The 24854-nt window shown below is 59.8% G+C and carries 23 protein-coding genes; 10 read left to right on the forward strand and 13 right to left on the reverse strand.

Features of this window, described 5'->3' with window-relative positions; genetic code table 11:
- Positions 1 to 14 precede the first annotated feature (14 nt).
- From ACIPF8_RS05065 to ACIPF8_RS05105, 9 genes are all read right to left on the reverse strand, one after another.
- Positions 15 to 431: a hypothetical protein gene (locus ACIPF8_RS05065; RefSeq protein ID WP_400417769.1), complete on the reverse strand. Its 417-nt coding sequence runs from the start codon at positions 429 to 431 to the stop codon at positions 15 to 17.
- A 103-nt stretch (positions 432 to 534) separates the two neighbouring features.
- Entirely contained in the window at positions 535 to 1032 is a 498-nt protein-coding gene (locus ACIPF8_RS05070; RefSeq protein ID WP_400417771.1) for a hypothetical protein, read from the reverse strand.
- Between the two features lie 71 nt (positions 1033 to 1103).
- On the reverse strand, positions 1104 to 3077 hold the full coding sequence (locus tag ACIPF8_RS05075) for a phosphocholine-specific phospholipase C (RefSeq protein ID WP_400417773.1): 1974 nt from the start codon (positions 3075 to 3077) through the stop codon (positions 1104 to 1106).
- Between the two features lie 254 nt (positions 3078 to 3331).
- Positions 3332 to 4927, reverse strand: coding sequence for an alkyl hydroperoxide reductase subunit F (ahpF, locus tag ACIPF8_RS05080; RefSeq protein ID WP_400417776.1), 1596 nt, complete (start codon positions 4925 to 4927; stop codon positions 3332 to 3334).
- Between the two features lie 68 nt (positions 4928 to 4995).
- The gene (gene ahpC / locus ACIPF8_RS05085) at positions 4996 to 5559 is read right to left on the reverse strand and encodes an alkyl hydroperoxide reductase subunit C (protein WP_400417779.1); all 564 of its coding nucleotides are present in this window, start codon (positions 5557 to 5559) and stop codon (positions 4996 to 4998) included.
- A gap of 377 nt (positions 5560 to 5936) precedes the next feature.
- Positions 5937 to 6581 (reverse strand): ABC transporter permease subunit, encoded by a 645-nt coding sequence (locus ACIPF8_RS05090; RefSeq protein ID WP_400417782.1) that lies wholly within the window; start codon positions 6579 to 6581, stop codon positions 5937 to 5939.
- Positions 6560 to 8110 carry a transporter substrate-binding domain-containing protein gene (locus ACIPF8_RS05095; RefSeq protein ID WP_400417786.1) on the reverse strand — a complete coding sequence of 517 codons (1551 nt, stop codon included), beginning with the start codon at positions 8108 to 8110 and terminating at the stop codon, positions 6560 to 6562. Before ACIPF8_RS05095 ends, ACIPF8_RS05090 begins: the two co-directional genes overlap by 22 nt.
- A 71-nt stretch (positions 8111 to 8181) precedes the next feature.
- Positions 8182 to 8988, reverse strand: coding sequence for a class I SAM-dependent methyltransferase (locus ACIPF8_RS05100; protein ID WP_400417789.1), 807 nt, complete (start codon positions 8986 to 8988; stop codon positions 8182 to 8184).
- A gap of 48 nt (positions 8989 to 9036) precedes the next feature.
- Entirely contained in the window at positions 9037 to 10299 is a 1263-nt protein-coding gene (locus tag ACIPF8_RS05105; RefSeq protein WP_400417791.1) for a TAXI family TRAP transporter solute-binding subunit, read from the reverse strand.
- Between the two features lie 242 nt (positions 10300 to 10541).
- On the opposite strand from ACIPF8_RS05105, the gene ACIPF8_RS05110 reads away from it, so the two are divergent.
- The 10 genes from ACIPF8_RS05110 (at position 10542) to ACIPF8_RS05155 (ending at position 17360) form a co-directional block, all read left to right on the forward strand.
- Positions 10542 to 11048 carry a hypothetical protein gene (locus ACIPF8_RS05110; protein WP_400417794.1) on the forward strand — a complete coding sequence of 169 codons (507 nt, stop codon included), beginning with the start codon at positions 10542 to 10544 and terminating at the stop codon, positions 11046 to 11048.
- Positions 11049 to 11239: 191 nt separating this feature from the next.
- Complete coding sequence (locus ACIPF8_RS05115; RefSeq protein ID WP_400417797.1) at positions 11240 to 11812, forward strand: ribosome-inactivating family protein; 573 nt, start codon at positions 11240 to 11242, stop codon at positions 11810 to 11812.
- A gap of 162 nt (positions 11813 to 11974) precedes the next feature.
- Entirely contained in the window at positions 11975 to 12592 is a 618-nt protein-coding gene (locus tag ACIPF8_RS05120; RefSeq protein ID WP_400417799.1) for a hypothetical protein, read from the forward strand.
- Between the two features lie 105 nt (positions 12593 to 12697).
- On the forward strand, positions 12698 to 13315 hold the full coding sequence (locus tag ACIPF8_RS05125; RefSeq protein ID WP_400417800.1) for a hypothetical protein: 618 nt from the start codon (positions 12698 to 12700) through the stop codon (positions 13313 to 13315).
- 250 nt (positions 13316 to 13565) lie between these two features.
- A complete protein-coding gene (locus ACIPF8_RS05130) occupies positions 13566 to 14090 on the forward strand; it encodes a DUF2589 domain-containing protein (RefSeq protein ID WP_400417803.1) in 525 nt (174 codons plus the stop codon).
- Between the two features lie 24 nt (positions 14091 to 14114).
- Positions 14115 to 14381: a hypothetical protein gene (locus tag ACIPF8_RS05135; RefSeq protein ID WP_400417806.1), complete on the forward strand. Its 267-nt coding sequence runs from the start codon at positions 14115 to 14117 to the stop codon at positions 14379 to 14381.
- Between the two features lie 11 nt (positions 14382 to 14392).
- Positions 14393 to 14989 carry a hypothetical protein gene (locus ACIPF8_RS05140; RefSeq protein WP_400417809.1) on the forward strand — a complete coding sequence of 199 codons (597 nt, stop codon included), beginning with the start codon at positions 14393 to 14395 and terminating at the stop codon, positions 14987 to 14989.
- A gap of 156 nt (positions 14990 to 15145) precedes the next feature.
- Entirely contained in the window at positions 15146 to 15772 is a 627-nt protein-coding gene (locus tag ACIPF8_RS05145) for a DUF2589 domain-containing protein (protein ID WP_400417812.1), read from the forward strand.
- A gap of 108 nt (positions 15773 to 15880) precedes the next feature.
- Positions 15881 to 16531: a glycoside hydrolase family 19 protein gene (locus ACIPF8_RS05150; protein WP_400417815.1), complete on the forward strand. Its 651-nt coding sequence runs from the start codon at positions 15881 to 15883 to the stop codon at positions 16529 to 16531.
- 163 nt (positions 16532 to 16694) lie between these two features.
- Positions 16695 to 17360, forward strand: a complete 666-nt coding sequence (locus tag ACIPF8_RS05155; RefSeq protein WP_400417818.1) for a winged helix-turn-helix domain-containing protein — start codon at positions 16695 to 16697, stop codon at positions 17358 to 17360.
- A gap of 32 nt (positions 17361 to 17392) precedes the next feature.
- Here the strand turns inward: ACIPF8_RS05155 and ACIPF8_RS05160 are convergent, their stop codons facing one another.
- The 4 genes from ACIPF8_RS05160 to ACIPF8_RS05175 all read right to left on the reverse strand — a co-directional run bounded on the left by ACIPF8_RS05160 (position 17393) and on the right by ACIPF8_RS05175 (position 24695).
- Entirely contained in the window at positions 17393 to 19657 is a 2265-nt protein-coding gene (locus ACIPF8_RS05160; protein WP_400417820.1) for an ATP-dependent DNA helicase, read from the reverse strand.
- Entirely contained in the window at positions 19654 to 21312 is a 1659-nt protein-coding gene (locus ACIPF8_RS05165; RefSeq protein WP_400417823.1) for a VRR-NUC domain-containing protein, read from the reverse strand. The genes ACIPF8_RS05160 and ACIPF8_RS05165 overlap by 4 nt, the downstream gene beginning before the upstream one ends.
- Before the next feature lie 170 nt (positions 21313 to 21482).
- Positions 21483 to 23084 carry a S10 family peptidase gene (locus tag ACIPF8_RS05170; protein ID WP_400417826.1) on the reverse strand — a complete coding sequence of 534 codons (1602 nt, stop codon included), beginning with the start codon at positions 23082 to 23084 and terminating at the stop codon, positions 21483 to 21485.
- Positions 23085 to 23135: 51 nt separating this feature from the next.
- Positions 23136 to 24695 (reverse strand): protease pro-enzyme activation domain-containing protein, encoded by a 1560-nt coding sequence (locus ACIPF8_RS05175; protein WP_400418207.1) that lies wholly within the window; start codon positions 24693 to 24695, stop codon positions 23136 to 23138.
- Positions 24696 to 24854 lie beyond the last annotated feature (159 nt).

Consider the following 24854-nt stretch of genomic DNA (forward strand, 5'->3'; position numbering starts at 1 on the left):
AACGGGTCGGCTCTTTATTTCGCTGACGTCTTGTTCTGGCGAATCAGATCATCGCCATTCAGGCGCCCAATGGTCCGCTCGATCAGGCAGGATTTCCTGGCATTTTCTCTTTCGATCGGCACAGTCCGGTTGTCGGCCTGGAGCGAGCAATCCAGCAGAATATTTTTCTTCCATTCGACAAAATCGTCGGCAAATTGCTTCTTCTCTGTGCCTGCCAGCAATTTGGACGTTTGCTCATGCGATTCTTCCGCCGCCCTGTTTTGGCGATCCAGTTCGTCTGCCAAGCATGCGGCCTTTGACGCAGTGCCGCCATTGGCAGCGGCGTAGCAGGCGTTGAACTGCGGCGAGAAATCGTGACCGCCCGGAGCCGCATTGGAAATCGCGGGAATCGAGAACACGAGCATAGCGACGGATAAAAGATGGCTTTTCATGGCAACGCCTTCGGCAAGCGAAAAATGCAGTTTATCGACTTTATCCTAAGCATGCCACGGCTGCGATTTTGATGTACGTGCCACACCAACCTGCTGTTGGCAATTAATTATCTGGCGGCGCCGGTAACGCCGTCCTCATTGCCGGCGCCACGGCATCTGCCGCACTGCGGCTGTCGGCCAGCACTTTGGTTTGCGCGCTCTGGCCGCAGCGGATTTCCACCGCATTGGCGCTAACCTTTGCCAGCAGCAGGTTGCCATCGAACATCTGCGATTCAGCGACGGTCAGGGTGCCGCGCCGATCATTGTTCAACACGGCGAACCCGCCTTGCCGGTAAGCGCCTGCTTCGACATTGATGAGCCGCCAGGAATCGAGGCGCGCGGTCGAGCAGTCGGCAACGGTGTTGACGACGTGACTGGGCGATGCCATCGGCGCCTGCTCGATGTGATCCGAACGGGCGCCAGCGTCGGCGCTTGCGCCGCTGGCAGGAAGCAACACTACCGGCGCACGCGGCGCCAAATCCGGAGCGGTCAGGTATACCAGCAAGGCAATGAATGCACAGCCTGCAATGCCGATTCCCAGCGCAAATTTTTTCTCATTCATTACCGCACCTTGCGATTGATCCGGGACGGCGGCCGAAACCGCGCTCCCGGATCAATTGGTTTCCCTATTTCTTACCAGCGCAATACCGGCGGCCGCGTCAATCCCTGGATTCCTTCGGTATAGCCAACCATGGATTGCATGAAATTGCTGTCTCCGCCCAGGGTGATCTTCAGGTCGTACCAGCCGTTGGTGGTATTGAATTGCAGCGTGGACGTCTGCTTGGCCGCTACAGTCACGGTCTGCGTGGTCACGCTACCCGAGGTGATCCGATCAAGTACTGTAAACACTGCGCTATTGGTGGTGCCGCTGTTGTCGAACAGGATCGTGACCGCTTGCCCGGCGCCATTGTTGGTCAGCTTCACCTGTGGTTCCGGCTGTCCCTGCCAGGCGGTGGCGCTGAGATAGCCTTTGAAGCGGCGATAGAACTGATTCGGGCCGATCATTTCCAGATCGTAGTAGCCATTGCCGTAACTGATTACGTGCCAGTAATCGCTGGATGTGGCGTTGGCGGCCATCGTGTACATCCACGGATTATCGCTGCGATAGTTGTCGACGTTGATTTGCAGCGGAGCAGGCTTGCTGCCGCCGTTGCTCCAATTGGTCCAGACCTGCTTGCCGGCGAAATCCTGGGTCAGCCAGCCGTTGAGCTGGTAAGGTTGCACGCGCAGCGGCTTTTGGCCGACTTCGTACGCCGGCATGACGGTCGTTGGCGCCGGCGGGGTCGGCTTCGGCAGACTCTGCTGGGCCGTCGCTTGCGCCGCCAGCGATGCAGTATCCGGCAGGACTGGGAATGCCGCATTGCTGACGGAGAAATCAAAACACGAAGTCAGGTCGCCACAAATGTCGCGCCGCCATTGACTGATGTTGGGGCAAGTGACGCCGGTCCATTTCTCCAGGAATTGGATGGTCGAAGTGTGATCGAAGACTTCACTGGCGACCCACCCGCCGCGGCTCCATGGCGAGCAGACGATGGTCGGCACACGCGAGCCGAGGCCGATCGGCACGCCGCTGACGAATTCGTTGGCAGTGCCTGCCGGCGGTGTCGGTGTCGTCACGTGATCGTAGAAACCGCCATTCTCGTCATAGGTATAGATGAACACCGTCTTGGCCCAGACCGCCGGATTCGATGCCAATGCCTGCAGGTATTGGTTCACATAGTCGACGCCGACATTCGGCGAGCCGTTGGGATGCTCCGACTTGGCCGCCGGAGCGATGATCCACGAGACTGCCGGCAAGGTGTTCTGTGCCACGTCATTCTGGAAATCGGCCAGTACCCGGGTCTGCACGCCATTGATATAGAGCGGCGAATTGGTCGGCAGGTTCTGGAACTGCTTGAACCAGGCCAGCGCGTTGTCGTCGTAATTATCGACTTCCTGGTAGGTGCGCCAGGAAATGCCGGCTGCCTGCAGTGCTTCCGGATAGGTCTGCCAGGTCAGCGTACCGTAGGTAAAACCGTTGGTGGTGGCCGGCCCGCCGTGCAAACCTTGCGGATCGATGGTGCCGCTCATCAAATACAGCCGGTTCGGATTGGTCGAGGTGCGCGCCGAACAGAAATAGTTGTCGCACAAGGTGAAGGCATCGGCCAGTGCGTAGTGGTAAGGAATGTCGTTGCGCGTCATGTAGGTGACGGAATTCATGCCCTTGTTGGGAATCCATTTGTCGCTGCGCCCTTTGTTCCAGGCGGCGGTGCCGGTATCGAGGTCATGCGGCACATCCGATAACCATTGCGCCGAACTGGTGCTGGAGTTCAGGCGCCATGGCGTGTACAGGTTGCCGGTGCTATCGGCTTGCGTGAATACGTTGCGCGTGGTGGCTTGCACTGTGGCGGCGTGATCGTCGTTGAAACCGCGTGCGCCCTTGATGGTGCCGAAGTAATGATCGAACGAGCGATTCTCCTGGCACAGGATGACAACGTGGGCAATCGAGCCCAGCGTGCCGCTGACGGCGGGGGCTGCTAATGCTTGCTGGACTGCTGGAGGCAACATGGACGCACCCATTGCGGCCATCGAACCTTTGAGAAATTTTCTGCGACTTGGATAGGTCATAATAATTCCACAGAGCAATAAAAGCCAGACTCTATAGCGCAAATATTACGCACCAATGACAGCCGCAAAAGTGGGTGGAGTGTTGTATTTTGATGAAAAGAGTATGGCGATGGCCCGTCATCTGGTAAGCATTAAATGTCGGCCGGCATCGTCTAGCGTCATCCCTGAATCTATCGGGACAATTGCCCGCACGACGAAAAAAAGCCTCCGCAAGGGAGGCTTTTTGACTGATGCGGGACAACCTGAATCGAACGTTACGCCGCCACTGCTACCTTCTCTTCAGCGGTTTCGCTCTCATCGTCAAACGAGGTGCGGATCAGGTAATCGAATGCGCTCAGCGATGCCTTGGCGCCTTCGCCGACCGCGATCACGATCTGCTTGAACGGCACTGTCGTCACGTCGCCGGCGGCAAACACGCCGGGGATGGAAGTCTGTCCCTTGGCGTCAACCTCGATTTCGCCGTGGCGCGACAACGCTACCGTGCCTTTCAACCATTCGGTGTTCGGCACCAGGCCGATCTGGACGAATACGCCTTCCAGTTCAACCTTGTGGCTGGCGCCGGAAACCCGGTCGGTATAGCTCAAGCCGTTGACCTTCTTGCCGTCTCCATGGATCTCGGTGGTTTGCGCCGAAGTGATCACGGTCACGTTGCGCAGGCTGTGCAACTTGCGTTGCAGCACCGCATCGGCACGCAATTCTGCGCCGAACTCGATCAGGGTGACATGCGACACCAAGCCAGCCAGGTCGATTGCTGCTTCGACGCCGGAGTTACCGCCGCCGATGACTGCAACACGTTTTCCCTTGAACAGCGGACCGTCGCAGTGCGGGCAGTACGCCACACCGTGGTTACGGTATTGCTGTTCGCCGGGAACGTTGATTTCGCGCCAGCGCGCACCGGTCGCCAGGATCACTGACTTGCTCTTCAAGACCGCGCCGCTGGCGGTTTTCACTTCAATCAACTTGCCCGGCACCAGGCTTGCCGCCCGTTGCAGGTTCATGATGTCGACATCGTAGGCCTTGACGTGCTGTTCCAGCGCGACGGCGAAATGCGGGCCGTCAGTTTCCTTGACCGATACAAAATTCTCGATCGCCAGAGTGTCCAGCACCTGGCCGCCGAAGCGTTCTGCCACCACGCCGGTACGAATACCTTTGCGTGCTGCGTAGATCGCCGCTGCCGCACCGGCAGGTCCGCCGCCAACGATCAGCACATCGAATATTTCCTTGGCATTCAACTCGGCGGCCTGGCGTGCGCCGGCGCCGCTGTCGAGCTTGGCCAGGATTTCTTCGACGCCGGAACGGCCTTGGCCGAACACTTCGCCGTTCAGGAAAATCGACGGCACAGCCATCACCTGGCGCGCCTCGACTTCGTTCTGGAACAGCGAGCCATCGATCATCTCTGTACGAATGCGCGGGTTGATGATGGACATCACGTTGAGCGCCTGTACTACCTCAGGGCAACTCTGGCACGACAACGAAATATAGGTTTCAAAACGGTAGTCGCCGTCCAGGTTGCGGATCTGTTCGATGACCGCATCGTCCAGCTTGATCGGGTGGCCGCCGACTTGCAGCAGCGCCAATACCAGCGAGGTAAATTCGTGACCCATCGGGATACCGGCGAAACGCACGCTGATATCGGTACCGGGGCGGTTGATGCTGAACGACGGCTTGCGCTCTGTGTCGTCAGTACGTTCGACCAGCGTAATGCGGTCGCTCAACAGGACGATTTCCTGGAGCATGGCCTGCAGTTCGCGGGATTTGTCGCCATCATCGAGAGACGCAACGATCTCAATCGGCTGCACGACCTTTTCCAAATAGGTTTTCAACTGGGTTTTGAGATTTGCATCAAGCATGATAAGCCTTTCATTCAATATTTTTTCAACACCGGCCCGGAGATTCCGGGCCGGCTGCGGTGCGGCTATTAGATCTTGCCGACCAGGTCCAGCGATGGTGTCAATGTTGCTGCGCCTTCAGTCCATTTCGCAGGGCAAACTTCGCCTGGGTGCGATGCGACGTATTGCGCTGCCTTGACCTTGCGCAGCAATTCCGAAGCGTCACGGCCGATGCCGTTGTCATGCACTTCCAGAACCTTGATCTGGCCTTCTGGATTGATCACGAAAGTACCGCGCAGTGCCAGGCCTTCTTCTTCGATCAGCACTTCGAAATTGCGCGACAGGACAGTAGTTGGGTCGCCGATCAGTGGGTATTGCACTTTCTTGATCGCTTCCGATGTGTCGTGCCATGCCTTGTGCGCGAAGTGGGTGTCGGTCGACACGCCGTAGATTTCAACGCCCAGCTTTTGGAATTCAGCGTAATGGTCGGCCAGGTCTTCCAATTCAGTTGGGCAGACGAAAGTGAAGTCGGCTGGGTAAAACACCACAACTGACCATTTGCCCTTCAGGGACTCGTCGCTCACGTCAATGAACTTGCCATTGTGATATGCAGTTGCCTTGAATGGTTTGACTTGTGTGTTGATGAGAGACATTGTGTTTTCCTCGTGGGTTGTGAATCAATGACAAACAGTTTAAAGGATGTACCGAAATATTCAAAATTGATTATAAAAATATTTTTGATACATTTTGACTATCGACAGCACAGAACTCAACAGATGATCCTGCTTACGTCCTGTGGGAGTGCCAGACCAAATCAATCCAATTTCACGAACGGCGCATTAAGCCGTTCCTGATTTTTGTCTTGTGGCTTCGTGCAGTGCGAATCGCCGGTATGTAAGACCGGTGTTATCCGGACCGACGTTTGTTCTGCTTCATGATTGTAGCGCGCTTCACTTCAGGTGTTGCAGCGCAGCTAGCTGGAAAACAGGAATTTAATACTTCTTTGACAACGCCGGTGGCGCCGGGTTCCCTATCGGTCAGTTGCACGCCGTTCCATCCAATGGCGCACCAGTCGCATCCCCTGTACCAACGGATAGCAGAACAGAAAGAACCACAGCATCGCGTACAGATAGACCCACAAGATCATCTGCGTCTTGCCGACCGCATTGACCACCGTATTGCAATTGCTCACCAACTCGCCAACGCCGATGACCGAAGCAGCGCTGGAGGCCATGACGATGATCACGAAGTAGTTGGCCCAGTTGGGAATGAACAGCAGCGCGTCGCCGCGATTGCCCTGGCGCCATTGGCGGATTGCCGCCAACAGGTTGTCCGAGACAAAGCCGGTCACCGCCATTGCCAGCGCCAGCGCGGCCTTCAACCAGGATGGGATCGGCAGCAGCAGGTTCAAGCCTGGCAGCGCAATTTCCTGCGGCAGCATGAACACCAGATAGAACTGGAATACGAAGGTCGGCACATTGCGCACGAATTCGGTCAGCGCGATGCTGCCGCGCGACAGCCACGAAGGCGGCGCGGCGCGCAGCGTGGCCAGGCCCCAACCCAGCAAGGTGCCGATGGCCATCGCAGTGCTCGAAATCAGGATGTTCCACAAGAATCCGCGCGCCAGGAATGGCGACCAGTGCAGCAAGGTGCTCAGTATTTCGCCGAAACCCATTGCGCCCCCTTCAGACCGGCCAGGCGAAACAGCCTGATCACCGTGAATCCGAGCAGCAGGAACAGCAACATCAAGGTGTTCATGACGACGCCGACATCGCCGTGCTCGGCAATGATCGACGTCGATACCGACAGCAGGTCCGGCACCGAGATGGCGCTGGCAATCATGGTGGCTTTCGAGACATTCACCAGCGCCGCCGTGACCGCCGCCGACGAGGCGATCAGGGCGGCCGGCACACCGCCCGGGCGCAAACGGAATTCGCGCTTGATCCGACGCTTCGCCTCGGCAGCGTTCAGCAAGGCATTCATCACGCTCGATCCGGTGGCGTACGACAGGCACAGCACCACCACCGCGAACGGATCAAGCCGCAAACCCCAGGCAGCCGCGACGATGCCGCCGATACCGAAAAACAGTACGTAGATCTGCAGCAGCGGCGGCGTCATCCGTCCGACCAGTGCCGACAGCCGCACCGCCCGGCTGGCAAACACGATGCCGGCGTCGGCAACCAGCGCGAACGCGATCCCCACCGCCAGGCTACCCAATACGCAGGAAACGGTCAGCGCCAGCGTGATCAGCATGCCGTGCAGGAATTGCGCACGCTCGTAATCGTCGTAGATAAAACTCAGGTTGATCCCGCTGCGCTCCTTGACGTAGAGGCCGAACTGCCGCAACCCGCTGACCTCGGACGACGTCACAAAGATCGGATTGCGGCAATGCACTGGCCATTGGCCGGCGTCATCGCGCCGGCATACGTATTGACCATCGGCGCCGATGGCGCGCCAGCGCTGGTTGGCATCGGCCAGGAAACGGCTCGGTGTCAGTCCCCATTTCTGTTCCAGCCCGATCAGGAAGCCGCTGCGATGCCAGTCCGCCACCGTGTCGCCGATGAAGTGCTCCAACTCGCCGCCGCGCTCGGTGTTGGCGATGGCGATCGACCACGGCGTGATCAGCTGCGGCGGCAAAGTTGCCTGATAACCCTGCCATTCGGCAGAGCGCAAATCGCCGGCAATTGCGGTGTTATCGAACAACCAGCCGACGCAGCGGCGGTCGCGCATCGCCAGCTTGGCGTCGCGGCCGTTGCCGTACATCTGCAGCGCCAGCAGATGGCGGGTGGTCATGGTGCGGTTGAAATAACTGCCCTGCGTGGCGCATACCTGCTGGCCGCGCAGGTCGGTCCATTTATCCACATGCACATCCGGGCGGGTCATCAAGGTGACGCCGGACGAGTAATAGCTGGGCTCGACCATGGTGACGATCTTGCGCCGCTCGGCAGTATCACCGGTGGTTGCGATCAACGCGTCCACCCGGCCTTCGTCGAGCGCCTGCAAGCGGTTAGCGCCGCTCACCGCGACCTTGCGCAACCTGACCCCGAGCCGGCGCGCCAGGTCGGCCGCCAAGTCATGCTCCAGGCCGATCGGTGCGCCGGAGGCATCCAGCATGCCGAATGGCGGGTAATCGATTTTCACGCCGACGACGATTTCACCGCGCTTGCGGATCAGGTCGATACGTCCGGCTGCAACGGCGTCCATGGCGCTCGCACATAGCAAGAGGGCAAGCGCGGCGAGGACAACTCTGGCTTTGTGCATGGATGGCGATCGGTTCAGGACGGATAGGCGACGACACGGATGCCGTAGCCCAGCGCCGCCGGCAATATCGGCAGCACCAGCTTGTCGAGCCGGCGCGCCAGTGTGGACTGCGTGACCAGCCATTCCGGCAACAGGCTTTCCGGCCGGCATTCGGCCACCTTGAAGCCGGCCTGCGCCAGGTCGTCACACAGGTCCGCCGGCGAATACAGGTGGTAGAAAAACTGCAGCGGCTTGCCGCTGATCGCCCGCGAAAAGAAAATATTCCCGGCCTCATCCTGCGGCGGTCCAGCCCGGCCAAGGCGGCGGCGCACCGAAAATTCCAGCAGCTCCAGCGGCCGCCGCCGGTACACGCTTGGTACCGACAGGATCAGCTTGCCTTCAGCTTTCATCAGCGCGCGCAAGCGGCGCAGCACCTTGATGCGTTCGGCGCGCGCGCCGACATGCGAGAGCACGCCGAACAGCATCAGTACCAGATCGTAGGGTTCTTCCGGCCGCAGATTGCCGACTTCGCCATCGACCAGCGCAACCCGGTCGCGGTATGGCGTCAACTGCAGCAACGCCGCAAATTCGGCCAGCGACGCCGGCGAGATATCGTAGCCGGTGATCCGCGCCTGGCTACGCCCCAGCAGCGCCATCGCATAGCGGCCATTACCACAGCCGAAGTCGAGAATATTGGCAGCGCTGCCTGCGCCGTGCGTCATCAGGTATTCCAGTGTGGCCTGGTTGGGCTCCGGATAACGCTGCCGATAGCCGGCGCTGGAATAGTAATGGTCATACGTGGCGCGCATGGCGGCGTTGACATCGATTGGCTGCTTTTCCATTTCTGTGGCTCCTTGGGGGATGGTGTCTGAATCGCGATGAACTGATGGCTAGCCCGGTTGCCGCCGAATACCGGCCTGCAGTTCAGCCAGCGCCTGCCTGACGGCTTCGCTTTTGTCATGCCGGGCAATCCAGCGCTCGATCCTGGCCAGCATCCAGGTCTCGCGCGCAGCGAACGGTTGCCCCAGACGCGCGCGCCGTTGCAGCCATTTCAGCATCAGCAGGCTCAACGCCATCTGCAGGAAATGCCGGAACCCGTCCACATCCGAGACGCTGCGCCGCAGGCCGACCAGCAGCCACAACGCCAGCATTGGCATCAGGTAGCTGTCGACAATATTGGCCAGCGCCGGCGGCAGGTTGTTGAAGATCCACGGCGTGCCAACCCGATAGAACTCCGGCGCCAGCGGATGCAGTGGCAGCTCGGTACCGAGATAGGATGGGAATTCACGCGGCTGGCTGACGTAGTTGCCGGCCCGATGCACTTCCGACATGGCTTCCATCACCGCGTAGACAGTGGCCGGCGGCAGACTCTTCTTGACGATGATCGATACCCGCGCGGCCAGCAGTTGCACGTCGGCAGGCGGAATATTCCGCTCGCGATCGTAGATGCCGGCCGGCAGCACCGCGTGCTGCAGGAAAGGGATATTTTTTACCAGGGCATCGATCTGCCCAACCTCGATCAATTTCAGCTCGGGATTTTTAGCCAGCCCGGCCACCAGCTTGTTGTCGGCTCCCAGCATGAAAATGCCGGCATCGGCCTTGCCCGCTTCCAGCTGGCGAATGGCGTCATCCAGTTCGCGGTATTCGATGACGGTATTGTCGCGGCTGACGTTGCACAGCTTGAATATCTGCGACACCGCCTGGCTGGTCACGCTGCGCTCGGGCGGCAGCACCACCCGCAATCCCTTTAGATCGGAAAAGCTGCCGATTTTCTTTTGTGCAGACAACGACCGGCGTGCAAACAGGAACACCGGCTCCAGCTCGATGTCGCCAAGCGAGACGATGTTCCTGAGGCGGTCGATGCGCAACTCCTGGGCCACGAAACCGACATCGATGCCGGACTTCGGATCGTTCACCATGCCGGCGATGGTTTCAGTGTATTTCTCGGGCACTACCTGCACCCGGTAACCGCGCTGCTCCAGCACTTTGCGATAAGCCACCGCGTTCTGATAATAAGTCCCGCTTTCCGGCCCGGCGGCGATGGTGATGGTTTTCGATGGCATCGCCACCAGCGCCAGGTGGATGACAAGAATCAATACAAGCCCGTAGGCCAGCAGGCGCACCTGCCCGATTCGCCGAATGATGGTAGACATGCGTTGGTTCCGCTGACAGATGTGGAAGGAAGGTTGCGCGGCACATGCGCCGCCACCGGATAGCTGCAGGATAAGATCGCCTCAGATCGTGTTCCTGACGGTTTCTGGCGACCTCCGACAGACGTCAGAATTGATCAGGAATGATTCCAACGGGACGCCCTACAGTGGCTGACAGCAAGCTGCGGCGGGAGGCAGGTGGCGCTCCCGCTGCGGATCATCCTGACCATCCCTGAGAGCCGAACATGAAACCCACTGATGAGAAATTTGCGTCCGCCATGCCGGAACTACCGTTCTTCCATTTCGATGTCAGCCTGAATGAAGAGCACACCTGGTTGCAGATCGCCTGCAGCGGCCACCCGCTCATCAATCTCGGCGAACGCATCCATCACTACAGCCTGCTGACGCTGGCCAGGCATCGGTTGGGCGACGCCAGACGCGGCTACGAAGCCGACAGCCAGGGCTGGCTGGCAATTGGGCAGCTGGAAAAAATGCTCGGACTGGATGGCAAGTACCTGAATATCCAGATATTCAGGGCGCGCCGTCAATTGCAGAAAGCCTTGCCTGCCGGCGTCAGCATTGACGCAGTGATCGAGCGCCGGCGCGGTGAAATCCGCTTTGGCCGGCAGCCGTTTCGTATCGTGCGCGGCTCGAAACTGGAGGGCGAGTTCATTCCGGTTTCCCTCGATTCAAGCAAGCCGGATGAATCATCGCAACCGCAACTTCAGCTCTATTCTGCGGCGCTTCGCTGAATATCAGTATGCACGTTCATTCACATGGCGGTGTAACCGCCTGTAATCGCCACGGCGCCGCAACTGACCTACCTTGCTAATGCGGACCAGTCACATACAGCCTGCCATGCGGTCCTCAAACCGCCGGCAATGCTGGAGTTCGTCCTTACGGTAATCCCATCCATCACGCAGCAATCTCACAGGAGAACATCATGGCAGTGCGTTTAACCAGAGGCGGCGCCTATTCCACCGACATCCGCGCGCTGCGCGGCCAAGTCCGCGCCAACGGCACCAACCCGGTATTGCTTGCAGTGCGCGTTACACACCCCCTGACCGCAAACGCGGTCGATCTATACATCAACCTGGCCTATCAGCCGAACGGCAATCTGCCACCGGCAAACGCCTCCTTGTACGTGGTCGCCTTTGGCAATCCGAACGGCGTCTGGCATTTCGCCGGACTTGGCGGCATCGGCGTCGCCGTACCGGGCGTTGCCTTTCCCGGCGCCATCAACGGCAGCTATGCCAGCCTCGGCTACGCGTTGGCGCTACCGGCCATCACCGACGCCAACCTGCTGGCCGCAGTGCAATCGGTGCATGCCTATGCCGGCGCGGCAGTCGGTGCCCCGGTGCTGGACGGCATGGCGCGCCTGATCATTGCGATCAGCGAGGCGCTGCGTTTCGACGTGGTGGAAAGCGGTGTCGGCGGGGTACTCGGCAATGCCGGCAACTATGCCCCGCCGGTTGCACAGATCCATGCGTGGGGCGGTCATACCCTTGGCAGCTAAGCCCCTTGCGTGCGGCGTTTCGATGGCGGCTCAGGCCGCCATTTTTTTGGAACGACAGCGCTTGTAATTGCATGCGACCTCCTGCAACCGCATGTAATCGCCATGGCTGTATCGCTGGCCTATCTTTCCTCTGCAACTGGATAAAACGCGCTGGAGAAAAAAATGCAGGTCAGGCTGAACTTCATCAATCGAACCGTTAACGGTAACAAAGCAAGCATCCTGATTTTCCAGGACAGCGCGCTTGTGCAGCCGATGTTGTCGACGGTGGCGTGGAAGGTCATCCGGCATTGCGGCAAGGATTGCAACCATCCGTTTGTCTATTCGCAGGAATTCGAGATTGCGCTGGGCGATTCTTTCGGCAATTACTCGCCGCGATTAACAGCGCCGCGCGGCAGCCTGTTCGCGGCCAGCGCCTGTGTCGTCGGCCGCCATCTGCAACTCCGTGGCGATGCCGGCAACAACCGGCAAATCGCAATGCGTAACGAACTTGCGCGCGGCGCGCTGAGCGCCAACATCTATGCCGGCGGCAGATTGCTGGCAAGCAGGACCGGCATCGCTCCCGGACAAAGAGCCGTGTTCGAGTTCAAGCCGGCACTCTCGATCGGCGTCGTCAGCGGCATCGAGGAAGGGCAAGTCTTCGATCCCGGCGCCATCGATGGCGCGCTGACGGAACTGCCGCTATCCGGCCTGGCAAGCGCCGATATCGTGATGACCGGTGGCGGCGCAGGCGATACGGCAACACGTTATGAATTCAGGCTGGAAAACCTTCAGAGGGTTTAACGAAGTTCGAAAGCATCAGAAGCAGATTGATTTGCAGGCGTTGTACCCGTAGCAAAATTGGACGACACATGGGGTGTCGTCCTTCTCAACCTTGGAGCAATAGCAATGGATATCAAACTCAACTTCATCAACCAATCGAATGATCTGAACAATTCGCAGATCGTGGTTTTCCAGAAGAACACAGCCTCGGATTTCGACGAACTGTCGGTGGCCTGGAAAATCATCAAGAACTGCGGACAAGGCGACAATCATCCGTTCACCTTCCCAATGGCGATGGCAGTCGGCGCCAGCGACAGCTATGGCAACTACACGCCACAACTGCCGGCGCAAAACGGCCAGCTGTTCCACGTCAGCCTGACCGGTTCCGGCGATACGCTGTCGGTGGCCGGTCCAGGCACCAGCACCAAGGAAGTGCAGCTGCGTAACGATCTGGAAAAGGGCGCCATCAACGCCAGCATCTACAAGGACGGTCGGGCGCTGGCCATCAAGACTTCGATCGCTCCCGGACAAAAGGCGGTGTTTGAATTCAAGCCTACGATCTGGATCGGCGCAGTGTCGCAAGTGGTCGAAGGACAGATCATGAATTCCGCCATCATGTCCGATGTAAACACTGAAATACCATTGCTGGGCATCGCCAGCGCCGACATCATCATGACCGGCGGCGGCCCTGGCGTCGGCTCGACAGCGTTGAAATTCACCCTCGATAATGTGGTGATGGCCTAAGCAGCAGAAGCAGCGTCCATCTGCCGGAGCGGATGGATGCTGTGCACGACGTCAACCTTCTCAACCTCCGCAAATTCCCCAGTCATTTCATTTCGCATCCGCCGCGCCACCTGACGACATGTCAGGAATCGTCATGTCGCAAGCGGCACGCCCACTTACGCTGTTGCTTGCAGCTCGCCGTCTGAGACAGCGGATGCAAGCCGGCGCCATGCATACGCGCCTTCCCGCGCCATCTTGAAAGGATCACTCCATGGCCATCCTAGCCAGCCTCGAAGACATGATCACGGCGATTGCCGGTTCGATCATGAATGCCCAGCACATGGTCGAGAAAGCCCAGGTCGCGAACATCGCTTCATTTTTCGACGAACAGCACCAGCCGACCTCGATCGACCTGCAACTGCCGGCGATACACAGCACCACCAGCGAAGGCGACATGTACACCTACCGCTTGCCGCTGATCTCGCTGGTGCCGCACAGCTCGCTGATCATCGGCGAAGCCGAGATCGACCTTGATGTCGAACTCGGCGCATTCGCGGAACACGAACGCACCGGCGTCAATAACTCCTTCATGAGCCAGACCGGCCTGGCGGCGCCGGCGGAAAGGAAGCCGGCGCTGATGATCAATCCCGAAGGCGGTGGCATCGCCCGACAGAACGGCAACGCCGCCCACATCAAGCTGAAGCTGGTCGCCACCGAAAAATCGGAAGGGCTGGCGCGCCTGGTCAACGACGTGGTCAAGGCGCAGGGACATGCCGGCGCGGTCGATTCGAAATAACCGCACCATCTCAAGGAGACTGCTTTGAGCACCGAACGATTTCATCTGACGGATATCCGCTATATCAAGCGGATCGTGGTCGGCAACGATAATCCGCAAAGCATCAAGACCGAGGCCGAAGTCGAAGAGGCCATGGCGCTGGTCAACCGCTGCCTGAGCGGCAGTCCGCGCGGCTACATCCTGAATACCGAAAAAAGCTTCGGCCTTTACAACATCGGCGAACACCAGGTGGTGCTGCAGTATGCGGTCTATAACATCGGCTTCGCCCGCAAGCCGATGTACCTCGAATAATCGGACACTGCATGGCAAGCACCACGTCCTCCCTCGATGCCTTGTGTGCTGCGCTAGCGGCATCGTTCGACGATGCCAATCTGCGGCTGACTGCACTGCCGCCGTCGGCACTGGAGGCCACTGGCGAACTCAGTTACACGCTGTTCGAGGAAGCGCAGTCAACGCCATCGACACCGCATGCGATGCCGTTGACTGCGCTATTCCCGCAACGAAGGCTGGCCTTGCAGGAACTGCATTTCCAGTTGCGCTGCTATCGCATCGACCATACCTCCGGCCCGTATGATTCGCCGCGCAGCGCCGTTGCCATCAACATCCCTACGCTGTGGCAAAGGATATGGCATGGCCTGCGGCCACTGCCGCTGCCGCTGCGGCTGGACATCCACATTATCGACGGCACGCTCAGCCTCGCTTTCCATCGCGCCGTGGAGCGTCGTTCACGGCGCCGAAAGCGTGTCGCCACTCCAAACTGGATCTTCCTGCTCAACCGCGAACAGGAACGACAAATCGATCTGCTGCATCGGCGGCGCGCGCCTGCAAGTCGCTGGCATCGCATCGCCAGAACCTGCCGCCGATGGCTGCGGCGCTTGACAGGAAATGTCATGAGCTGAGGGCTGTGCGCCTCATAAGCTGTCAATCATCGACGGCTCCTTTTCAAAAAAAATATTCGACAGCCGTCCGCCGCTTCAAACCGCGTCGCGCAATGCATGCCGTTGCGCGACGCGGATATTCCGACCCATCCGGGTCTCACTACTGAGGAGCAAATGATGTCTGAACTTATCGATATGGCTTCACAATTCAAAGGCCTGCCCATGGGCGACCTGATCGGCGGGCCGCTCACCGCGGCCTGTGATGCGCAGATCAGGCTGGCCAATGCCACCGCCGATTTCATCAAGTACGTCGGTTTCCTGGCGCCGTCCAAGGATGATCCGGATGGCGTCGGCGCCACCCGCACCGCGAAATTTTCGTTCACACGCCAGACCGCCGATCCTGACGATCCAAGCAAGACCATCGATGAAGATGTCTCGCTGAACGTGCCGCTGCTGTCGATCGTCAAGGTGCCTAGCCTGGCGATCACCAAGGTCGACATCACCTTCGACATGGAAGTCAAATCCTCGTTCGCCGTCAAGGAATCGCAGGATGCCTCGGCCAAGCTGTCGGCTGACATGAAGTTCGGCTGGGGCTGCTTCAGCGCCACCGTGCATATTGAAGGTTCAGTCGCATCGCACAAGGAAAACACGCGTACGTCGGACAACTCGGCCAAGTATCACGTGCAAGTGCTGGCTGAAGACGCCGGCATGCCGGAAGGCCTGGCGCGCGTGATGGACATCCTGCAAACCGCGATCCAGCCGAAGGTCGGCGCCACCGCCAAAGCGCCGGCTGCCGTGCAATAAGGCCCTGACGCTGCCGCAGATGGGTGATTCCGGCCGGCCGGAATCGCCCGTCCCCGCTCACGACATCAACGCATCCCCACCGTTTCCAGACTTGAAAAGGCACCCATCATGAATGCAGTCACCCGAGAACAACTTTCGGCAATGCTCAGCAACACAGTCGCCAGGCAGAATGTAGACGCCTGGGTGCAGCCACTCAACAGCGCCATGGAAGAATGGGACATCCATACGCCGGCGCGCCAGGCCGCATTCCTGGCGCAAATCTTGCACGAATCCGGCGAGCTCCAGCATCTGGTCGAGAACCTGAAATATTCGGCAGACCGCCTGCGCCAGGTCTGGCCCAGCCGCTTTACCAGCAACGAACAAGCCGCCGTGTACGGCTACAACCCGGAAAAAATCGCCAACAAAGTCTACGCCAGCCGCATGGGCAACGGCGACGAACACAGCGGCGACGGCTGGAAATTCCGCGGCCGCGGTTTGATCCAGCTGACCGGCCGCCAGAACTACACCAAGTGCGCTGCAGCGCTTGCGCTCGACCTGCTAGGCAATCCCGACCTGCTGGCGCAACCGTTGGGCGCGGCGCGCTCTGCGGCCTGGTTCTGGAGTTCGATGAAGCTCAACGAACTGGCCGACAACAAGCCAGGCGTCGATGCCAGCGAGGAGTTCATCAAGATCACGCGCCTGATCAACGGCGGCACCATCGGCCTGCTCTCGCGGCAGACGTATTGGAAGACCTGCAAGGAAGCGCTGACTCACGTGTAGCGGCGACACGCCGGAATATGCGGGCGGGCCCATGCCCGGCCTGCATCGCGCAATCTGCAACAAACTTTGTAAAAGCTTTGTAAAAGGTCAGAAATTGTCAGGAAGATACTTGATTGATGTTTTAGTATTTTTTCCATATAGCAACTACTTGCGATCTGACAAAATGATAAGTCTTTTGCTGCTAAAGGGTGATACCGGCAATGTCGAGCAACTGAAAGCGTTTTTCAGTAACGCAGGCTATCAGGTCACCCACGTTACCGACATCGCCGACCGTCATCTCCCCAGCGATCGCTCCGTCGATCTGCCTAGCCTGCCGCGCGACCAGGGCAAGCGGCAGATCTGCGGGACCGCAGTACAGCAGGCACACGGCTTCCCGCTCCCTTATCATTCCAATGCCAGCGCCGATGCCGGCAGCGGCATCACGATCTTCACTACCAATGGCAGCGAACCGCAGCAAGCCGACGCTACCGGCATGCCGGCGCTGCAGGCGTTCATCGTCTCGCTGGCCCGTCGCTTTACCTCCGGCTGGCGCCTGAGCTTGCGCAACCGCACCCTGGAAGCGCCGAACGGCGTGCTGACCCGTCTCACCAGCCTGGAATTTTCCTTCATCAAGATCTTTGCGCTGGTCGATGTCGGCGAAGCCGTGTCGCGCAAGAAAATCGTCCAGGAGTTTGGCGAGGATTACCTGAGCTACGACCAGAACCGGCTCGACACCATGGTGACGCGGCTGCGCAAGAAAATCGAAGTCGAAGCCAAGATGGCGATCCCGCTGCACACGGTGCGGGTGCGCGGCTTCGCTTTCGACGACGTGCTGATACTCGACATGTGATCCAAGCTATTGCGCGGCAGCGGCAAACCGCTTCAGGCGTCGATACGCCACCACTGCGGCAACAACTGCCGCACTTCACGCCGCGCAAAGCGGTCGTCGATCAGATACACCACGCCGCGATCCTCGCGGGTGCGGATCACGCGGCCGGCGGCCTGCACCACTTTCTGCATGCCGGGAAACAGATAGGTGCAATCGTAGCCGTTGCCGAAGGTCTGCTCCATCTGTCGCATGATCTGTTCATTGACCGGATTAATCTGCGGTAGCCCCAGCGTCGCAATGAAAGCGCCGATCAGGCGTGCGCCCGGCAAATCGATCCCTTCGGCAAAGGCGCCGCCAAGCACCGCAAAACCGACGCCCTGCGAACTCTCGGTGAAGCGCGCCAGGAATGCCTCGCGCTCGTGCTCATCCATGCGCCGCGCCTGTTGCCACAACGGGATTTCCGGATAGCGTTCGGCGAACAGGCCGGCGACCTTCTGCAGATAATCGTAGCTGCTGAAGAAAGCCAGGTAATTGCCGGCTTGCAGCCGATACTGTTGCGCAATCAGGTCGACGATCGGCGACAGCGAATTGTCACGCTGCTGAAAGCGCGTCGAAATGCCTGTGACCAGCCGTACAGACAACTGCTCGGCGGCGAATGGCGATGGCACATCGACCCAGGCCGTATCGGCCGGCATGCCGAGCGTATCGCTATAGAAATGCCAGGGACTGAGCGTTGCCGAAAACAGCACGGTCGAATGCGCGGCGGCAAAGCGCGGCGCCAGGAACGGCGCCGGCACGATATTGCGGATGCACAGCGTGGCGCCGTAGCCGCCTTGCACGGTGACGTCGAACAGGGAATGTTTATCGAACAGCTCCGCCATGCGCGTGAAGTGCAAGGCGTCGAAATAGAAACCTTGCAACTGGCTATCCATCGCCGCCGGATGCTCGACCATGTAGTCGGTGATATCGGCCACCGCCTGTTGCAGCGCGCCGAGGAAGGCTTCGGGCAAGTCGGGATAACGCTGATACTCGTCCTGCTGCACCTTGTACAAGGCGTTCCATTGCCGATTGACGCGGTCCAGCGTACGTTTGAGCGATACCGGCGCAGCTTGCCGCAATGCTTTCAACTGGCCCTGCGCCATCTCGGCAGAGTACATCTTGCGCGCCCGCTCGATCATGTTGTGCGCCTCGTCGACCAGCACGCCGACACGCCACTGGTTAGCCACGCTCATGCCATGCAGCATGGCGCCGAGATCGAAATAATAGTTGTAGTCGCCAACGATCACATCCGCCCATTGCGCCATTTCCTGGCTCAGGTAATAGGGGCAGACCTGATGCGCGGCGGCCACCGCGCGCAAACCTTCGCGATCCATCGCGCCGTCGAAGGCGGCGGCAACGGCCGCCGCACGCGCCTGCGGCAGGCGGTCGTAAAAACCTTGCGCCAGTGGGCAGGATTCGCCGTTGCAAGCCTTATCCGGATGCTCGCAAGCCTTGTCGCGCGCCACCATTTCCAGCACACGCAACGGCAATGCCGGTTCGCTCCGCCGGATTTGCGTCAGCGCATCCAGCGCCAGCGCCCGGCCCGAAGTCTTGGCGGACAGGAAGAACAGCTTGTCCAGACGCTGCGCCGGACTGGCCTTGAGCAGCGGGAACAAGGTGCCGATGGTCTTGCCGATGCCGGTCGGCGCCTGCGCCAGCAGACAGCGTCCGCTACTCGCACCTTTGTATACCGCTTCCGCCAATGCTCGTTGTCCGGGGCGAAAATCGACATGCGGAAAACGCAATCCTGCCAGTTGCTCATCACGCGTCAGCCGATGCGCCATTTCCTGTTCGGCCCAAGCCAGGAAGCGGCCGCATTGCTGCTCGAAGAACTGTTGCAACATGCCTGCGGTGGCGTACTCGGTCAGCAATGTCTCTTTCTGCTTGCCGATGTCGTAATACACCAGCGCCAGCTGCAGCTCGGATAAATTGCGGCTCTGGCACAGCAGGTGGCCATAGATCCTGACCTGCGCCCAATGCAGATGCCGATGATTGTCTGGCATGCGGCTGAGATCGCCGCGGAAAGTCTTGACTTCCTCCAGACGGTTCCGCACCGGATCGTAGCCATCGGCGCGGCCGCGCACCAGCAGCGGGCCAAACGAGCCACTGAGGCTAACCTCAGCTTCGTAACCGGCGCCACGCCGCGTCGCCACTTCGATATGGCCGGCAATGCCTTCCTGTGCGCTCGGTCCTGGCGTAAAACGCAAATCGAGATCGCCCTGCTTGGCAGTGAAATCGCACAGCGCGCGCACCGCGACCACATAACGCGCTTCGCTCATGCCGCCTCCTGCGCCCACTGGACGTAGCACACCGTCACCGGAATCTGTTGTTCGGCGAAGTAATGCAACCAGCGGATCTGGTTGTCCTGCAAGCGGTCGCCCGGCCCTTTGACTTCGATCATCCGGTAACGTTTTTCCGCTGGCCAGAACTGGATCAGGTCCGGCAAGCCGGAACGATTGTTGCGGATGTCCTGCAGGATTCGCTCGAAGCATTTGCGCAAGTGCTGCGGCGGCAGGCAATCCAGCGCCATGGCCAGCAATGCGTCGTCGATGATGCCCCAGAACACGAATGGCGACTGGGTGTTGGTCTTGGCTGCAAAGTTGTGCAGGATGGTTTGCCTGTATTCACCGGATTCGAGTTGGGCGAAGCCGGCATCAAAGCGGCTGGCCCGGCGCTGGCGGAAATCCAGGCTGTACAAATCAGCCGGCCCGCTCTGGAAGGGATGGAAGAACGCGCCCGGCAGCGGAGCAAATATGGCGTCCCAGAACAGCAGGCCGAACAGCGAATTCAGCAATGCATTTTCCACATAGACCGCAGGTGCATCGGCGCGCGACAAATGCGCTTCGAGCACAGCCTCGACCGCAAGCGCCTGCTCGGGGCGCGGCAGAATCAACGCATGTTGCACAATCTGCGGCGCACTGGCCGCTGCAATTTTTCCGTGACCGAGTTGGCGCCGCAAGCGCGGCATGATGCGCAGCAGTTGCTGGCTTTCGGCTTCGCCTTCCGGTTGCTGCTCAGCCTGCCGCGCCAGTTCGAAGGCCGCCGCTGGCTGGCCACAACGCTCCAGCACTCGCACCGCACGCAGGCGCGCGCCGGGCCACGGACAATCGGCATAGTGGCGCAGCGCATCGGACAGCATGCCACTGCGCTCGTAGTGCTGGGCGATTTGAAACAGCAGCTTGCTGCGGCGCTGCTCCAGCCAGTCGTTCGGATACGGTGCGGCAGGGATATCGGCGACCACGGCTTCCGGCGTCTCGCCGTTGTGGAAACGTTCGCGGCAAGCGTGCAGATGCAGATACTCGTCGATCTCGTGGCGCGTGCTGAAACCTTGCGACACCGGTGACAAATCAACCGGCTCATACTTGAAGATACCCAATTCCGACAGCACGAATTCCGACCAATCCTGATGCAGGTTACCGAAGAACATCAGGCGCATGCGATCGCACAGCGGGGCAATCCGCAACTGCAGCAATTGGTCATCGATGCCAGGGTGCCAGGCCGACAGCGTACGCGCGCCATCGATATCGTCGCCAGAATCCAGCAGCATCGCCAACTGCTCGCTTTTACGTGCGCCCTTGTTTTGCCGCAGCAGCGGAAAGGCATCGGTGATTTCACCTTTGGTCAACAAGCCGAACAATTGCTCGATGCCGATCACCGGCTGCGTGTCCAGCCAGCCGGCATCGCACAGGACCTTTGCGGCGCCGCGCGCGCAACCGATTTCATCGTATTTCAACTTACTCAGCCGAAACAGCTCACCCTTGCGCATCACCATCCGCACCAGCAAGGCCTGCGACACCTGCGGCAACGCGCCGAAACCATCGACGAAGCGCTGTTCGTCAGCACTCAGCAAATGCCGATAACGCGCGCGTACCGACTCGACCACTGTGCGAAAGTTGTCGAGATAATAAAAGCGGTTTTCCAGCGTTCTGATCATGGTGCGGGCGAAAACGATGCAGCGCCGTAGAGCGTGGCGCCCACCGAGCTTGATGAATTTATAACTGTATGGACATACAGTTATGCTCAGTATATATGAGCACGGGTCAATGCCCGTAAATTGCACCGACAGCTTGTGTTCGTCTTGCTACGCTGGATAGCGCACGCGCGCTATCCCAGCTTGCGCGCCTGCAAACTCCTGATCCTGGCTAACGCGTGCTGATCCGAGGTGGCGGCATCGATCATCGCCGCCAGATCAGCCTTCAGTGCGGTGCGTGAAGCGGCCTCCAGGTAGACCATGTGGCCGGACGGGTAGAACTTTGCGCTGAGGTTCTTGCGTACGTTCGGATCGACCAGCGGCATCTTTTGCAGATCCATCACGGTCTGGTAGAACGGCGTGACGAAATCGTAATAGCCGTTGGCCGACAGCACTTTCAGATCGACGTTCAAGCTCATCGTCGCCGCCAGGTCGCCGGCGGTGTAGAGGATCACATCGCCCTTGGCGTCGACGCCTTTTTGCGCGCCGGTCGGATCGATGTGGCTGAAATCCCAGTTGGCGAAGGCCTGGTCGTTGAGATCGGTGAATGCCGAATTCGAGGTGAACTTGAGGCCGTCGTTCAGGTAGTTGTTCCACATCGCAGTGTAGACCCCGGATACCGCGTTCATGGTCGGATCGTTGCCACCTGAGTTGGGTGAAATGGTCGCTGCAATTCCGCTATCGATGCCGGTCACGCGGCCATCGTAGGCGCCCAGCGCCAGTCCCTGGCTTTTCAGCAGGGTAGTCAGGAATAGTGTGTGGCCCAGGTTGTCCTGGGCCGCCACATCCAGTCCCCAGGATGTCAGCGTGGTTTGGTCGATGCCGGTGAAATCGCTCAGTTGCTTGACCGTGACGGGATCTGCCCGTGGAAATTTCTGCAGTGCAGTCGCATAGTCGCTGCGCGCAAACAGCGCTGCGCTGGCCATCAGGTCGGGCAGGCTGGCCGCGGTTGGGCTCAGCGTGCTTTTCTTGTGATACCAGGCGTCGGCCACGGCGGTCGGCAACGCGCCGACAGGATTGCCGGCCTGGGTGTAGTCGAGGATCGACGATTGCAGCGTGATACCATTGAGATCGACGCCATCCTCGTGCAGCAGGTAGGACAGCACCGCGCTGCGCGCCGTACCGTACGATTCCCCGAACAGGAATTTCGGCGAATTCCAGCGATCGTTGGCGGTCAGGTAGCGCTTGATGAATTGGCGGATCGATTTGGCATCCTGGTCGACGCCCCAGAAATCCTTGTTCTTGAACGGCGCGATAGCGGCCGAATAACCTGTGCCGACCGGGTTGATGAAGACCAGGTCGCTTTTGTCGAGCAGGCTGTCGGGATTGTCTTCCATGGTGTACGGCGGCGGTGGCGTAAAGCCGGGCATGGCGGTCTTGATGCGTTTCGGCGCGAATGAGCCGAGCAACACGAACACCGCCGACGAGCCAGGCCCGCCGTTATAGAAGAATGTCACCGGCCGCGTGTTCAGATCCTGGCCGTCGACCGTGAACGCCACGTAGAACATCTTGGCAGCCGGCTGCGAACTGTTGGCATCGACTGCGACCAGATGACCTGCGCTCGCGGTGTAGTTATAAACGTGCTGGCCGATGGTGGTGTTGTGATGGGTGATGGCAGCATTCTCGCTGCTGTCGGTAACCGCATCGGCTGGGCCGTTGCCGTAGGCGAGCGGATCGAAAAAAGGCTGGTCCTGGGCCGTTGTTGGGTGATGGACCGCTGCATGATTGATGTTCATGATCCCTCTCTTTCGACGCGCCGGCAATCGCCCGCGCTGGAAATGGAATGACTAAATGCCGCTGGCCAGTTTCTTGCCGTCCGGGCTGCCTAGTCCGGTACAGGCATCCCAGCCCGGCGTCGCGGCAAAACTGCCGTTGTTTCCTTGCGTGATATCGTGGAAGCCAGCCGGCTGCTGATACAGCCGCGCATTCACGTAGCCGACCGCGCTGCCGCGGCCCGCATTGATGCGCGCGAACAGCGCTGCCCATAACGGCGCCACGGCACTGGTGCCACCGACGACCGCATCGCTGCCGTCGACATGCACCTGGTAGCCGGTGGCCGGATCGGCATTGCCGGCCACATCCGGCACGCCGCGCATCGCCAGCGGCACATGCTTGCCATTGGTGCTGGTCAGCGTCAGGTTCTGTTGCCAGAGCGGCAGCCCAAATACTGCGCTGACGCCACCGCCGCCGGCGCCGCCCTGGCTGCCGTCATTCCACACCACTTCGCGCTCGATGATATTGCCGCCGGCCAGCAGGCGCGTGCCGCCGCAGGCCAGCGCATATGGACTGGACGCCGGAAAATCGACATGATTGGCGCCATCCGCGACACCGTCGCTGGAGCCGTTGTCGCCGGAGGCTACACACACTGTCACGCCCATCGCCGCTGCGGCTTGCAGCGCCGCATTGAAAGCCTGCATCGATTGTTGCGTCCAGCCTGCTTCGGCGCTGCCCCAGCTGATCGAAATGATGGAGGGTTGATGCTGGCTGTCATGCACGGCGCTGTTGAGCGCGTTGATGAAACCGGCATCGGTATTGGTCGAGAAATACACGACGATCTGCGCTTCCGGCGCAATCGCGCCGGCAATTTCGATATCCAGCACCACTTCGCCGTCGGGGCCGTTGGGATCGCCGCTCGGCTGGTTGCCGGGACCGTTCACGGCTACTGCAGTGACGTTCGGAACAGGTATCCCCAATCGCGTGAAATAGGTTTGCAGATCAGATTGCTTGTAGCCGCCGCCAAGCTCGATGATGGCGATGCATTGGCCTTTGCCCTGGTTATCGGGAAAATCGTACAGCGTTGCCAGCTGCGTCGGCAGGTAGGAGGTGGCGACGCTATGCGGCGCAAAGCGGAACGGCGGATGCAGGCGGAAATGCGAACGCGCTTGCGGCCGATTGTCGAGCCCGACCACCGCCGTCACGATATCCAGCAATTCTTCAGGAATATGCAGCGCGCCGACCCGGCCGCGATAGTCGCCCTGTTGCGATGTGTAACGCTGCAGGTCGACATCGAAGGCGCGATTGCATTGCGCCACCGTGCCCGACAAGGTGACCGTGCTGCAGGCCGGATCACTGCCCACTACCTGCAGCGAATGATTGCGCGCAAATGCGGCGACACGGGCGATATATTCGGGTGCGGCGCAGTACTTGCCGGCGAATTCTGCACGCGACAAATGCGGTACGGCAACGGCGCCGGAGGCCAGCCGGCCGACCAGCGCCTGCAACTCCTGCTCGCCGTTGCGGCGCAGGAAGACCGTTACTTCCAGTGTTTCCGAAGGGGCGGCATTACCGACGCATTGCGCATCGGCCGGGGCGTTGCGCTCACTGCCGGGGAGAGGAATTTTTGCCATGGTTGTCATGCTCCGTTTCTGCAACAGGTATAGCGAAGGACAAGGCGAAACTACGCAAGCCATTCAGGCCGCGCGCATGCTACTCACACATCTCGCTCAAATCAGACACATGCACGAAGGGACAGTTCCTTTTCTCTTAAGAAACATTTTATTCCCATT

This window comes from Collimonas sp. NPDC087041 (assembly GCF_044745265.1).
Classification (GTDB): Bacteria; Pseudomonadota; Gammaproteobacteria; order Burkholderiales; family Burkholderiaceae_D; genus Collimonas.